The organism is Paenibacillus taichungensis, assembly GCF_047302525.1.
In the GTDB taxonomy this organism is placed as follows: domain Bacteria; phylum Bacillota; class Bacilli; order Paenibacillales; family Paenibacillaceae; genus Paenibacillus; species Paenibacillus taichungensis_B.
This window is the reverse complement of the sequence record NZ_CP168020.1, coordinates 3,652,932-3,667,742: the sequence shown is the minus strand read 5'-3', so window position 1 is coordinate 3,667,742 and position 14,811 is coordinate 3,652,932. Positions and strand designations below refer to the sequence as shown.

Sequence of the window (14,811 nt, the reverse complement as noted above, 5' to 3'; positions counted from 1 at the left end):
ATGTTCAAACATGTTCAATGTAGCAATCTGTGATGACGAGGAGAAACAAAGAGAACTTGTAAAAACGATGCTTATCTCCTTATCTCTAAAAACGAATATTGATTTTCAAATTACATTATTTGCATCCGGTGAGCAGCTCGTCTCACATTATAAAAACGTTGGAGACGCGTTTCATATCCTCATCATGGATGTGGAAATGAGCGGAATGAACGGAATCCAGACAGCCCAAGAAATCAGGAATATGAAGTATCTGGATGTGCAAATCATGTTTCTGACAAGCTATCCAGAGTATATGGTGGAGAGCTTTGATGTGGTTACTTTTCAATATCTGATCAAACCAATCCTGCCGGATATCTTCGAGGAGAAGATGATTAAGCTGTGCAAATATTTTCAAGCGCTGGACAAAAAGTATGTACTGATTAAGTCAGATTATGAAGAACTTCTATTGAAATACGATGATATTCTCTGGATTGAGGTCATGAAGAGTTTGACTATCAAGAACAAATTAATATTTGTGACTCAGGAAAATTCGCATGAGAGCAAAGGCATCTTATCCGGTTATGCCACCGCCTTGAAAGATCATGGTTTCTTGCAAATTCATCGCTCGATTATCATCAACCTGATGCATGTTCAGAAGTTTGCGGGTACTCAAGTCGTCATGTTAAATGGTACGGAATTGCCTATAGGCCGCTCTAAAGTCAAGGAAGTCAAGGATGCTTATACCAAATATATGATCATGAGGATTCAGTGAAATGGATATGTATGTAATCTTGTCCATCTTCGTCGTCCCTTTACTTATGGCATTCCAGGTGAATTTTTATTTCAATTCCGTGCTGGGCAAGTCCAAACGAAAGCCATACAGAGTAATCTATTTCATTGTATTTATCGTACTAGGGTATTTCTATTTGGTATCTTCATTTTCACCTGTCGTTTCGTCCGCTTTTGCATTGTTATTCATCTTCAGCCTGGCACAATCCTATGAGGTGGAATTCATCAAAAAAATTGCATTTACCATCCTCTATGCAGTACTGCTCACAACGGTAAATTACATTGCCGTATATATTATGAGTGCGATCGATTCCACGGATTACAGCATATGGGATCATTTCAACGTGGATTATCACTGGGTGTTCTCCAAAGTGATGCTGCTTGGTTGCGGTATCATGTTCATTGTTATCCAGATTGTGCGTTTGATTGCCAAACGAAGAAGTTTCGCTATGCATTATCGTTATTATTTCTTGTTTCTGATCGTACCTACCATTACGATCTATCAGATCAATGTGGCCTCAACTTATAGTGAAAAAAACATATATTATGTCGTTTCCGTATTAGGCTCCCTTTTTCTTAATGTGTTCATTGTTTATCTATTCGATAATATGGTAGAAAAGGTTCAGCTCGCACATGAAAATGTTCAACTACAGCGTCAGATGGACTATCAGGATGCCAACTATGAGAAGACAGTGCACAGTTTCAAAAACGTGAAAAGCATCATCCATGATACCAATCAGCAGTTCCTGTACATTGAAGAGTGTATCAAGCAAAACAAGCTTGATGCCGCAGGTGAGCATATTAAACTCACATTGAATAAGATTGAAGGAGCGTACCAGCGGGTGAACTCCGGCAATCTTGTTATCGATGCCCTTGTTACAAATACCATCGCCGTGGGGCAGGCAAATGGGATCAAAGTCGACACCCGTATTCAACTCCATTCACAACATCTCCATATCGATCGTTATGATCTGTGCGTTGTGCTCGGTAATATGTTGGATAATGCCATCGAAGCTTCCAAGAAAGTTAGACATGCCGAAGACAGGTATATCCTGGTTGCAATTCACTCCACGGCGTCTGCACTTGTAATCCAGATTCTAAATCATGTGGAGCAAAAATTGACTCACTTCAAGAGTGAGAAGCCCAATCCCGAGTTCCATGGGATCGGCTTAACCAATATATCGAGAATGTGCGACAAGTATGGCGGACATATGAGTATCGAGAATCATCATCGGACATTTAATAACATGGTCGTTCTTCCTTTTGACATGAACAGTCTCTGAACATACCGTTCGGGGATTGTTTTTTTCCATTCAGGGTTCGTTATCGTTCTATATACTTCTTCCCCGATATGATGAATGTAATTATATGAGCAGTATCATAAGGGAGGAAGTTATTATCATGAAGAAACTAATCAGTATGCTATGTACGGCTGTACTTGTAGTCATTCCGATGACAGATGTCAGTGCAGAGACGAACAAGATGGGAGCGATTGAAGATCAGGCTGGGCGACTCGCCACAGAGATGGTGCAGAATTATGGTGTCACAGGTTTACAATATGCGATCATGGATGAAGGGAAGATCATTTTGTCCGACAGTGTTGGATTCCAGGACAAAGCATCCAAAACACCAGTCGACAAGGATACCATGTTTGGAATAGGTTCCGTTAGCAAAATGGTTGTCACGGCTGCCACCATGATGCTGGTGGATTCCGGTAAAGTGGATCTGGATCAGCCCCTCACTTCCTATATTAAAGATTTTGAAATGGCAGATGCCCGGTATACCCAAATAACCCCGCGAATGCTCATGAACCATTCCTCCGGGCTTTATGGTACCCATTATGGAAACAGTATGTTATTTGACGATACCGATACCCGCAATCATGATGAATTACTACTCAAACTAAAGTCAGAGAAATTGAAATCAAACCCGGGAGCCTATTCCGTCTATAGCAATGATGGCTTTCAATTGCTTGAGATATTGGTTGAACGTGTGAGTGGATTGAGCTACAGCGAATTTATTGCCAAGTTCATTAGTGAGCCGTTACAGCTGCAAGCAACCAAGACACCGCTTGATTCTTTTGATAGAAAACAATTATCCGAAACATATTGGCCTTCGTTTGAAACAAAACTGCCTGTTGAAAATGCCAATATCATCGGTGCAGGTGGAGTCTACTCGACTGCAGAAGAATTAAGCAAGTTCGCTGAAGTACTGATAGGAAACAAACCGGATATTCTATCCAAATCAGCAGCAGAGTCCATGCAAAATCATGAATATCGTCGGGGAATATGGGTGTCCGAAGAGAGAAATACCTTCAATTATGGTCTCGGATGGGATGCTGTAGCACTAGCACCGTTCAGCGATTATGGCATCACCGCACTTGCCAAAGGTGGAGACACCATGATGTATCATGCCTCGTTAATCACTATACCGGAACATGATATATCGATGGCGGTCCTTTCTTCGGGCGGGTCTTCTATCTATAATCAGATGTTTGCCACTAAAGTTCTGCTGGAGGTTCTTAAGGATCAAGGCATCATCGACGAGATAGAGCCTGATCAGACATTCTCACCACCTGTCAAAACGAAGATGCCCTTGGAATTGACGGCGTATTCGGGCCTCTATGGTACGGTAGGTTCAACCCTTGATATAGAGGTTAAGAATGGCGAGATCGCACTTCCGGCTATGCAGGGAGGACTTATCCCGGAGCAGAATTACGTGTACACAGGTGAAGGGGAATTTACGAGTAACGACGGAAGTGTGAAGGTCAGCTTCGAGAAAGAAAGCAACGACAAGGTATATTTTAAAGTTCAAGCGAATATCACGCTGCCTGGATTAGGCCAAACGGTGATGAACACATATGATTATCAAAAATTGGAAAATAATTCGCTAGATACAGCATCGAAAGAGAAATGGAAGGCTAGAAACGGCTCGAAATATTACGCGCTGGATGAAAAGATAACGTCGATCTTCTATCTGGTGCCATCGATGTTGATCAAAAACCTGTCCGTAGATGTGGAGAACGGATATGCGAATGGTACCCGTGTTGTTGATCCGGATAATGCAGAGAATGTCGCCCAGATTCCTGTGATGAACGGAAGAGATGCTTTCGATCTGCATTTCCGCACGAAGAACGAAGCGGAGTACTTAACTCAGGATGGACAGGAGTATATTGCAGAGAAAGCCATTACACCAATCTTCGGTGGGAAAACAGGCATCACCACCATCCCGTCAAATGGTCAGGCTCGGTGGTATGCCATCGATTCCAGCTCGGCGAACAAAACGTTAACCGTGGATTCTCCGGAGAGCGGAGGTTATGCGGTATATAACGCTAACGGTGAAGTGGTTCAATTCTCGAAAGCAACCAATCAACAATCAACGCTGCTTCCCAAAGGTGGTTTTATCGTCTTTGGTGGTGAAGCGGGAGATGTCTTCAAGCTTCAACTAAAGTGATTGCATAAGGAAAAATGATTTCACTCGAAAATATCGGATCTGAGCGTAGGTTGCTCGTGATCCGATATTTTTCTTTTTTATAAGCCCAAACACAACATGATTCTCCTTCATAGGTTATATGGAATCAGCCTAATTTGTTAATGAAAATTATGTGTTTTCATAACTAAGGAGTTGGATAGATACGTGATTTCAAAAGTTAAGCTTACAGGGCGAGTGGTGTTTAAAGGTGACCCTGGATATGAAGTGGCTCGGAAGAACTGGGATCCGCATACGGACAGATTCCCTAAAGTTTTTGTGTTCGCTCAAAAAACACAGGATGTAGCCAATGCGATAAGATGGGCGCGCCAAAATAAGGTACCTATTCGGCCGAGAAGTGGGAGGCATGCCTTAGAGCCCAACCTTTCACAAGTCAATGGTGGCATTGTCATCGACGTTAGCGAAATGAAGAGAATCAAGTTAAACAAAAAAAGCGGAACGGCCGTTGTTGAGACAGGTAATCGGGTAGGAAGAATCGTGGATACGTTGGCTCGACAAGGTTTTATGGCCCCATTTGGTGACAGTCCAACGGTTGGGATTGGTGGAATAACACCTGGTGGAGGAATTGGTCCACTGCAAAGGACAACGGGTCTCATCAGTGATAATCTAATCGAGCTCGAAATGGTTGACGCTAAAGGGCGGATTATTCGGGCGAACAAAAAGCAAAATTCCGATCTTTTGTGGGCTACACGTGGCGGCGGAGGCGGTAACTTCGGTGTATACACTAAATATAAATTCAAAGTGCGGCGCTCTCCAGCCAAAGCTACTGTATTTAGTATCACATGGCCATGGGAACAGTTCGAAAAAGTCGTGAAGAAATGGCAAGTATGGGCGCCTAAGGCCAGTAACAAGCTGGGAAGTGAATTAAGTGTTGGTCCCAAAAAAGGCGGAAATGTTAGCATGCTAGGGGTATACCTCGGTTCGAAGAGTGAAGCCCTCCGTCAGTTGGAACCCATTCTTAGCGTAGGAACGCCTACTAAAAAAAGCATTCTGTACCTGCCATACAGGGCAGCCACGAAGTTTTTGCTAGCCCCAGATCCTGTGCTCACTCAAAGGTACAGCAACCAGTTTTCCAGTGGCTTTGGTAAACAGCCATTCCCGGATAAAGCCTTCAAAGTCATGCGTGAGTTTCTGGAAAATGCAGAGGGAGGTACACCAGCAGGTTTCTATTTCCTTAACTGGGGCGGAGCTATAAGTCGAGTCGCTCCTCAAGCAACTGCGTTTTATTGGCGAAAAGCTGAATTTTATGTGGAATGGAACAGCTCATGGGTGAAGCCATCGCGTGCAGCTAAAAATATTGCTTTGACTCGGAACACAAGAAAGAAATTGCAACCTTATATTGTAGGGTCCTACATTAACGTACCAGACCAAGGTATTAAAAATCCAGGGCCGACCTATTATGGCAAGAACTATGCCAGATTGAGAAAAGTAAAAGCGAAATATGATCCGAAAAATGTGTTTAATAACCCGCAAAGTATTCCACCTGCTAAATTAAAATAGGGTACGATTTCAAGCCGTTAATTCTGAGAAGAGTTAACGGTTTTTTGACCTTTCTAATCCTTGTATTTACTATTTATTGTAGAGTAAGATGTAAAAAAATTATAATATCCTAACGGCATCTCGGGAATCAGGTACCCTTATTCTAAGGAGGTAAAACGTGGATTATACTTCGCCGATTGAAGCGGCGTTAAAGGTGAAGCGCCCTAAATATACCGCCATAGCGGCGGGGCGACGTCATACTATTGGTCTTAGATCGGACAGAACGGTGACGGCAGTGGGTGATAATAAAGTTGGCCAATGTGATGTAAGCGGCTGGCGCGATATTGTGGCGATAGCGGCTGGTAATGTTCATATGGCGACGAACACGGGTAATGCTCATACCATTGGCCTAACGTCTCAGGGCACTGTAGTGGCTGTGGGTTGGAATAAGCATGATCAATGCAATGTAGAGTACTGGCGCGATATTGTAACAATTGCCGCAGGGTGGCGTCGTACCGTAGGGCTTAAATCGGATGGCACAGTGATTGCTGTGGGACGAAATAATGAAGGTGAATGCGATGTAAGCAGCTGGCGTGATATGGTGGCGGTAGCGGCGGGTGACTGGCATACCGTCGGACTTAAATCAGACGGAACGGTGACGATTGTAGGCAATAATCAGTATGGCCAGTGCGATGTAAGCGACTGGAGCGACATTGTGGAAGTAGCGGCAGGGTATCTTCATACCGTGGGGCTTACATCGGACGGTAAGGCGGTTGCCGTGGGTAGGAATAAACATGGCCAATGCGATATAAGCGACTGGCGTGATATTACGGCGATAGCGGTAGGAAGTAAACATACCATTGGCCTTAAATCGGACGGTACGGTGGTTGCCGTGGGTTGGAATAAGCACGATCAATGCAATGTAGGTGACTGGAGTGATATTGTGGCGATTGCTGCGGGTTGTGCTCATACTCTTGGCATTAAATCAGACGGTACGGTGGTGGCTGTGGGGGATAATGAATATGGTCAATGTGATGTAAGCAGTTGGTGTGGCTAATCTATTGTTGGTATTCATTTATATCCATAACAATATAGCATGCTCCTTCTTTTTTTGATAACATAGATTAGGCTCTGTTCAACCGAGTCTATAGTCGGTTGAACAGAGCCATCATTTAATGAGTATGCATCATTTAATGAGTATGAGTAGACGGGGGAATTGAATTGAGACGGATTGCGGTATATTGTGGTGCAAGTAAAGGTAACAATGCCATTTACGAGAAAGCTGCCGTTCAGATAGGTAACTGGATTGTTGACCAGGAACATGAACTAGTCTATGGTGGCGGAAAAGCAGGATTAATGGGAGTGCTCGCTGATACTGTGATTCAACGTAGTGGTATTGTTACTGGGGTTATTCCTACCTTTTTGCAAGCGAGAGAACTGGCCCATGAGCAGCTTAACAAAATCATTATTGTGTCGAATATGCATGAGAGAAAAGCTAAAATGATTGAACTTGCAGATTGCTATATTGCAATTCCAGGTGGACCGGGGACACTTGAAGAAATTACAGAGGTCATTTCGTGGGGGAGAATTGGGCAGCACGTCAATCCATGCATCTTCTACAATGTGAACGGTTATTATGATCTGATCGGCCAATTTTATGACAAGATGGTCGAAGAAGGTTTTTTAACGAAAACAGATAGACAAAAGATACTTGTTACAGATTCTTTAGACGAAATTAACACTTTTATAAGTACTTATGTACCGCCTGATATCCGTCAATATAATTAATGTTAATATCAGCGGCAACGAATGAGTAGAAGGTTCGAAGACGGCACGTTCCGGTTGGGACAAGCGGTTAGGGCTCCACTGAAAGTCGCTATTGTAGCGGCTTTTTTTGTTTTATCGGGATTTGTTACTAGAACCGGACGGCCTCGAGGGAATGGATAGTTGATCGGTATTGGAAATTTCACCAATGGAATGTGGTTTTTTTATAAGTCGCAACTTCTTTAATATGATGATAATAGTTATCATTCTCATTTACGCGGTTCGACATTTGCTGTATACTGACAATGACTATGATACATAATGGCCAAAAGAAAAAGAAAAAGGAGAGATTTTGAATGTTTTTACCAGTAAAAAAAGGAGCAATCCTTTGTTTAATTACTGCACTTGTTTTTGTGCTTGCAGCTTGCTCCAGTAGTAATGGCAGCAGCAAAGATGCAAACATTAGCTCACAGGAAGCAGTGATGGATAGCGCTACGAATGCTTCAACAGATGAGCAAAAAACGGATACAGATGCTACAGGCGCAGCTCAAACAACGTACCCATTCGTTGTTTCAAACTATACAACTGAAAACGGCACCTGGGTGGCAAAGGAACAAACCTTTGATAAAGCACCTGAACGAGTGGTTGCCAATACACAAGGTGCAGCTGAGTTATTGATTCGTCTTGGTTTGACTGACAAGATTGTTGGAGTAGCAGCGCTGTTTGGCAATGTACCTGATGATATTGCTGAAGATTTCAAAAAAATTCCTGTGTTATCTGAAGGTTATGTAGGAAAAGAAGTAACCATAGGTGCTTCACCTGACCTGGTTATGGGGCGCGGGGGATTGTTTGAAGATGCTGATTGGGGCGTTGGCACTGTAAACAGTCTGAATGAGATGAGTATCAAAACATTTGTACAAAGTACCAGTGTTACTGATGCAAAATTAGATAATTTATATCAGGATATCACTGAGCTAGGTGAAATATTTAACGTACAAGCGAATGCAGCGGCATATATCGAACAGCTCAAAGCACGTGAGAAAGCGTTATCGGCTCGAGCAAGCGCTGAAACGATCAACTATGCATCTTTTTTTGATAATGGTGATGGAACCATTGGAGTGTACAACGGAAATGGAGACACATTTATTGAAAGTGCAATGTCATTAATCAATATGCATAATATGCTCTTTAACGAAGAAGGCACGCTCAGTTTGGAGAAGCTAATCGAGATCAATCCAGATGCCATGATTATTTCGAAATATGCTGGCGGTATTGATCCAGAACAAACGATTGAAAAGCTGCTAGCCAACAAGCAATTGCAAAGTATTAACGCGATTAAAAACAAGAAAATTTATGTTATTGATTTCAACAACTTCTGGGGTTATGGGGATTCTATCTTCACAGGAGTTGAAGCACTCGCAGATGATCTGAATTTATAAGAGCAGATGCGCTCGCTTGATCACCAAGTATCTAATAAATATCATGTTTATTTTAACGGCAGAACAGTAAATTACTGTGCTGTCGTTTTCATTTGAGCTGCGACTCATTATAGGCTGTTGCATGTCCTTTCACGTTTAACCATGTTAAAATGGAGGGATAATTGGACATTAGGCATGGAAAGAAGGCAGGGAGCAATCAATGAAACCTAAACTTAATGATGTTGCAGATTTAGCAGGAGTTTCACCAACGACGGTTTCTCGTGTGCTCAATAATCGAGGCTATATTAGTGAGGAAACGAAGAATCGAGTCCATGACGCGATGCAGCAGCTGAATTATTTTCCAAATGATGTAGCTCGGTCATTATTTAGTAAACGAACCAATCTCATTGGATTAATCATACCAACAACAAGCAACCCCTTTTTTGGAGAGTTGACTTTTCATATTGAGAATATTTGTGCCTCATCAGGCTTCAAACTACTGATTTGTAATAGCTTGAATCAGCTGGATAAAGAAGAATCATATGTGGATATGCTTATGCGCAATCAAGTTGACGGTATTATCGTAGGGACACATAACCGAGGAATTGTGAATTATGATCAGAAAAATATTGCGGTCGTTGCGATTGATCGCTTCTTATCGGATACGATTCCTGTCGTAGGATCGGATAATTATATGGGCGGAAAAATGGCTTCTGAACTGCTTATTGAGAAGGGATGTAAGCACATCCTGCATATTAATGGACCAGTCGAATTGGAAACTCCGGCAAGCCTAAGAAGAAAAGCATACGAAGATGTTATGGAACAGCATGGTCGCGAGGCGATCACTTATGAAGTATATGATCCATTCCATCAACAGAATCACGATGAACCGATTGGGCGTTTGCTTGATGAACATCCCGAAGTAGATGGATTGTTTGCGAGTAATGACTTGGTGGCAGCGTCATTCATTGCTAAAGCAAAACAACGTGGCAAACGTGTTCCTGAAGATATTCGTGTAATTGGTTATGACGGAACAGAAACGACTCGTAACTTGCTTCCTGAATTAACAACGATTCAGCAACCTATACAGGAAATTGCGAGGTCTGCTGTAGAGCTAGTTATTAAAGAAATTGAAGGTGAATTCAGTAAGGTGCCGCGAGAAACTTATCTGCCTGTTAAACTTATTGAAGCTGGTACAGTGTAATATAATTTTCATAGCTACAATTACTTTGAATACAAGACGGATGGAGCTAACCTTAGGATGCTGGGACTAAGGGAAGCTCCTTTTTCTTTCGAAAATATGTCAAGCGGTTGACATATGAAACCGGTTGACATATAATCGATTTTGCAAGCGCATTAAAGTGCTTACATTCACATTAAATGTTCAACTTAGAGGAGCGTTCGATATGAGATATTCAAAGAGCATGTACTGGAAACTAAGCGCCTATTTCTTCTTTTTCTTCTTTACATGGTCAGCAAGTTATTCATTGTTCTCCATCTGGCTGGGGCAAGAAATCAGTCTGAATGGTGCTGAGACTGGTATTATCTTTACTGTAAACGCTATCTTTGCATTATGTATGCAACCGCTTTATGGCTATATCTCCGATAAGATCGGATTGAAAAAGCATATTTTATTTTTAATCAGCGGTTTGCTCTTACTCGTTGGTCCGTTCTACATCTTTATCTACGGACCTTTACTTCAGTACAATGTATTTCTTGGCGCAGTTGTAGGTGGACTATACTTGGGTGTTTCGTTCTTGGCCGGAATTGGGGCTATTGAATCTTATGTCGAGAAAGTCAGCCGTAAATATGACTTTGAATATGGTAAATCTCGTATGTGGGGCTCGCTAGGTTGGGCGGCAGCAACATTCTTTGCCGGTCAGTTCTTTAATATCAACCCGAACATTAACTTCTGGATTGCATCCGTATCTGCTATCGTTCTGTTTATTATCATGATGACAATCAAGGTCGAGATGACAGAGTCGGAAATGGAACGGGCTGAATCTATTAATTTTAAGCAAGTCGGTAATTTGTTTGCAGATAAGCATTTTTGGTTCTTCATTTTATATGTGCTCGGTGTTACGTGTATATACAATGTGTATGACCAGCAATTCCCGATTTACTTCTCATCGACATTCTCAAGCACTGCATTAGGCAATCAAGTGTACGGTTACTTAAATTCGTTCCAAGTGTTCCTGGAAGCAGGCATGATGTTCTTAGCACCGTTTATCGTAAACAAAACTGGAGCTAAGAAGGGTCTCATATTGACAGGGTTCTTAATGGCATTCCGTATCATGGGCTCCGGCCTGGTTATTGGACCTTACGGTATTTCGGCTATGAAGTTGATTCATGCATTGGAACTGCCCATTATGCTAATCTCTGTATTCAAATATCTGGCTGCTAATTTCGACACGCGTCTGTCATCGATCTTGTATCTGGTAGGCTTCCAGTTTACGAGTCAGGTAGGAGCTTCGATCTTCTCACCAATCGCCGGTACGCTTTATGACATCAGAGGCTTCTCGAATACTTACGTGTTTATGGGTATATTCGTATTTGCCTTTACGACAATCTCAATCTTTACCTTAAAGAGAGATCCAAAAAATTTGAATAAGTTGGATCCTAAACCTAACTCGCATATTGAAACAGCATAGGAGGAAAATATATGAACACTTATCACAACAATACGAAGCAAGCTGAGGAAGTTTTGAAACAGGCAGAAGGAAAAATGAACAAGCGTTACCGCTTGGGGTATCATATTATGGCACCCGCAAACTGGATTAACGATCCAAATGGATTAATTCAGTATAAAGGCGAATACCACGCCTTCTATCAACATCATCCGTATGATGAGAACTGGGGACCCATGCACTGGGGGCACGTAAAAAGTAAAGATCTTGTGCATTGGGAGCATAGTCCGATTGCATTAGCTCCTGGAGATGCATGTGATCTGGATGGCTGCTTCTCAGGCAGCGCAGTAGATAATAACGGTGAACTGACATTGATCTATACTGGACATCACTACATTGATCAACCGAACAATATTTTCTTCCAAAATCAAAATGTTGCAGTAAGCACAGATGGTATTCATTTCACAAAATTACAACAGAATCCCGTGATTGCTGAGCCTCCGGCTGATAGCTCCCAGCATTTCCGTGATCCGAAGGTATGGAAGCATGAGGATACATGGTACATGATCCTGGGTAACAGCACCAAAGAAGATATACCGCGTGTTATTCTGTATTCATCTCCCGATCTTAGAGCTTGGAGCTATCAAGGTGTGCTTCTGCAGGGAGACAAAGATATGGGCTTCATGTGGGAGTGCCCGGATTTCTTTGAACTAGGCGGCAAGTATGTATTTATGTTCTCTCCTCAAGGCATTGATGCGGAAGGAGATCAGTACAATAATTTATTCCAGACCGGGTACTATGTTGGGGAATATGATTATGAAAAAAATGAATACAAGCATGGGGAGTTCATTGAGCTTGATAATGGTCATGACTTCTACGCGGTTCAAACTTTCTTAGATGATCAAGGTCGCCGGATTGCGATTGGCTGGATGGATATGTGGGAAGCAGATATGCCAACAAAAGCAGACGGTTGGTGCGGTGCGCTCACGATTCCACGTGTGCTTACATTGGGTGAGAATGACAAGGTACTGATGAATCCAGTAGACGAAATGAAGCTGCTTCGTCAAAGTGAACATGTTGTGTATCATGATCACGTGATTTCTGGAAGTTCCTTGAGGGAGGTTGAAGCGGATCTGCTAGAAGTGAAGGTTGTGTTCGACCTGACGAAGACAAGTGCGGAACGGGTAGGCTTGAAGCTTCGCGGTACAGGTCATGAGGAAACGGTGATCACTTTTTCCATTCCGGATCAGAAGCTTGTGCTTGATTGTTCCAAAACGGGGAAGAAGACGGATGGCGTTCGTCGTGCAGCCTTAAAAGCTGAGGGACAGCTGACATTACATGTATTTCTGGATCGTTCATCCATTGAAATGTTTGCAAATGAAGGGCAAGCTACGATGACAAGTCGTATCTACCCAAGTGAGAAGCTCTTAGGTATTGAGCTCATCACTGAGGGCGGAGAGGCTCAAGTGAAAGAGTTGTCATATTGGAAGCTGAACGATATCTGGCAAGCTAAATAAAGAGGAAAAAGACTGTTTTCTGAGCAATTACATTGACTCGGAAATAGTCTTTTTTTGTTGAGTAGATAAGGATACGGAAAGAATTCGCTTCGTATTCGGGAAGGGGAGGGCTTGGCTGCATTAATGCTTATAAAGAATGTTTTTATTGGCAGATGACCCGGATCATTGCGTTGCATCTTTCATATCGGCCACTTTTATCACGGGATATGTTTTAACTGCACGGTCCAGTGTCTGCTTCTCCATCAGTTTTCCATCCAAGACAACGGCGGAGATGCTTGTCGTATTTCGGATATCCTCTAGCGGGTTCTTGTCCAGCAGTACGAGATCGGCCAGTTTTCCTTTTTCTACGGTGCCCAGTTCCTGCTCTCTTTCCAAATATCGTGCCGGATTCAACGTTGCTGTCTGCAAGGCCTGGAGTGGGGAGAGGCCGCTTTTAACTAACATTTCAAGTTCATCATGTAAGGAAACGCCGTATATAAAGTTGGTCATTTCGAAACTGGAATCGGTACCTGCAAGCATAGGCACGCCAGCATCATTCAACTTTTTGACCATGCCTGGCGTGGTGGAATTAATGGCCGTCATCAATTCCGTTTGTTCGGGAGGCGTGGCGCGAATCACTTCAGCCCATTGCTTCTGCACGGCAGTCGGGACATATTTGGAACGCGAATCGATTTCGGTTTTGGCCATATTCAAATAGGTAACCATTGTCGGTACAGGCCAGACACCTTTTTCTTTGAACTTGCGGAATAGTTTGCTGGCCTTGACGGAATCGTAGGATTCAGAGGCCTCGATTTCTGCCAGTGAATAACCGAGCAAATCGCTCATGTCGGCATTTTTAAAAAGTTCATCCTCGATGCTCGAAGTGGCAATAAACAACCCGTGTAGGTGTTCTATGCTCTTAAATCCCAGTTGAATGGCTTCGCTGGCTCGTACCTCTACCGGTAAATGTCCGACCACTGGCAAACCGTACTTTTGGGCTTCATCCAAGACCGCCAAGAACAGAGGACGTGGCAACCAAGAGTATACCTTGATATGATCCGCGCCTTTTGCCACATTGAGACGTACGGCATCTCGTGCCTGTTCCTCTGTACTCAAGTAGAACATGTGGGGAGCCTCGTCAGCGGGACCTCCATTCAGGGTCGAACCCGCATAGACAAGACGTGGGGCAGGCATACCGGCTTGAATGCTCGTTTTCCATATATCGAGGTTTGTCAGTGCCGCGCCCATCTCCCTTACTCCGGTTACACCATTAGCCAGAAAGAGCGGGAAGGCGTCTTTATAGTTATCTTCCAGATGGACGTGCATGTCCCACAAACCGGGTATAACGTATTGGCCCTTAGCATCCCGTACTTGCGCGTAATCGGGGATGGCCGTTTGACTGCTGTTTCCAATATAACTGATCTTATTATCCTTAATGATAATCGTCTGATCGCTAGTTAACTTTCCGGACTTTACATCCACAATCGTCGCATGCTCAAGCACCAACGTTTGCCTCGCCGCAGGCTCGATACTCGCATAACCGGTACCTGTACCGCCTGCTAATGCAATCCATAATGCCATGAACCCTACTATGTACTTCCTGAAGCTGCGAATTTCCATCGTTAAACTCATTGTTGTCCTCCTCATAGAAATGAATGATATCAACCGATATATCTTCATTCTAGAGTGTAAATCCTGATTTTCTATTAATTAATTCTTACAAAAAGCTTACAGTTGAAAGGGAGGAGGAAGCAGTAGCCTTTTTTATTT

Annotated in this window: 11 protein-coding genes; 10 read left to right on the top strand and 1 reads right to left on the bottom strand. The window is 43.0% G+C overall.

What is annotated here, in order from left to right:
• The first annotated feature begins 10 nt into the window (after nucleotides 1–10).
• The 10 genes from ACDJ58_RS16320 (at nucleotide 11) to ACDJ58_RS16275 (ending at nucleotide 13,062) form a co-directional block, all read left to right on the top strand.
• Entirely contained in the window at nucleotides 11–751 is a 741-nt protein-coding gene (locus ACDJ58_RS16320; protein ID WP_413371927.1) for a LytR/AlgR family response regulator transcription factor, read from the top strand.
• A 1-nt stretch (nucleotide 752) separates the two neighbouring features.
• A complete protein-coding gene (locus ACDJ58_RS16315) occupies nucleotides 753–2,051 on the top strand; it encodes a GHKL domain-containing protein (protein ID WP_413371926.1) in 1,299 nt (432 codons plus the stop codon).
• Between the two features lie 118 nt (nucleotides 2,052–2,169).
• Nucleotides 2,170–4,221 (top strand): serine hydrolase domain-containing protein, encoded by a 2,052-nt coding sequence (locus ACDJ58_RS16310; protein ID WP_413371925.1) that lies wholly within the window; start codon nucleotides 2,170–2,172, stop codon nucleotides 4,219–4,221.
• A 186-nt stretch (nucleotides 4,222–4,407) separates the two neighbouring features.
• The gene (locus tag ACDJ58_RS16305) at nucleotides 4,408–5,757 is read left to right on the top strand and encodes an FAD-binding oxidoreductase (protein WP_413379695.1); all 1,350 of its coding nucleotides are present in this window, start codon (nucleotides 4,408–4,410) and stop codon (nucleotides 5,755–5,757) included.
• A 157-nt stretch (nucleotides 5,758–5,914) separates the two neighbouring features.
• Nucleotides 5,915–6,793, top strand: a complete 879-nt coding sequence (locus tag ACDJ58_RS16300) for an RCC1 domain-containing protein (RefSeq protein WP_413371924.1) — start codon at nucleotides 5,915–5,917, stop codon at nucleotides 6,791–6,793.
• A 173-nt stretch (nucleotides 6,794–6,966) separates the two neighbouring features.
• On the top strand, nucleotides 6,967–7,524 hold the full coding sequence (locus tag ACDJ58_RS16295) for a TIGR00730 family Rossman fold protein (protein WP_376038116.1): 558 nt from the start codon (nucleotides 6,967–6,969) through the stop codon (nucleotides 7,522–7,524).
• A gap of 332 nt (nucleotides 7,525–7,856) precedes the next feature.
• Nucleotides 7,857–8,939: an ABC transporter substrate-binding protein gene (locus ACDJ58_RS16290; protein ID WP_413371923.1), complete on the top strand. Its 1,083-nt coding sequence runs from the start codon at nucleotides 7,857–7,859 to the stop codon at nucleotides 8,937–8,939.
• A 199-nt stretch (nucleotides 8,940–9,138) separates the two neighbouring features.
• Entirely contained in the window at nucleotides 9,139–10,122 is a 984-nt protein-coding gene (locus ACDJ58_RS16285) for a LacI family DNA-binding transcriptional regulator (protein WP_413371921.1), read from the top strand.
• 202 nt (nucleotides 10,123–10,324) lie between these two features.
• Nucleotides 10,325–11,569 carry an MFS transporter gene (locus ACDJ58_RS16280; protein WP_413371919.1) on the top strand — a complete coding sequence of 415 codons (1,245 nt, stop codon included), beginning with the start codon at nucleotides 10,325–10,327 and terminating at the stop codon, nucleotides 11,567–11,569.
• Nucleotides 11,570–11,580: 11 nt separating this feature from the next.
• A complete protein-coding gene (locus ACDJ58_RS16275; RefSeq protein WP_413371918.1) occupies nucleotides 11,581–13,062 on the top strand; it encodes a glycoside hydrolase family 32 protein in 1,482 nt (493 codons plus the stop codon).
• 162 nt (nucleotides 13,063–13,224) lie between these two features.
• Here ACDJ58_RS16275 and ACDJ58_RS16270 read toward each other — a convergent pair whose 3' ends face one another.
• On the bottom strand, nucleotides 13,225–14,673 hold the full coding sequence (locus ACDJ58_RS16270) for an amidohydrolase family protein (protein WP_413371917.1): 1,449 nt from the start codon (nucleotides 14,671–14,673) through the stop codon (nucleotides 13,225–13,227).
• Nucleotides 14,674–14,811: the final 138 nt, after the last annotated feature.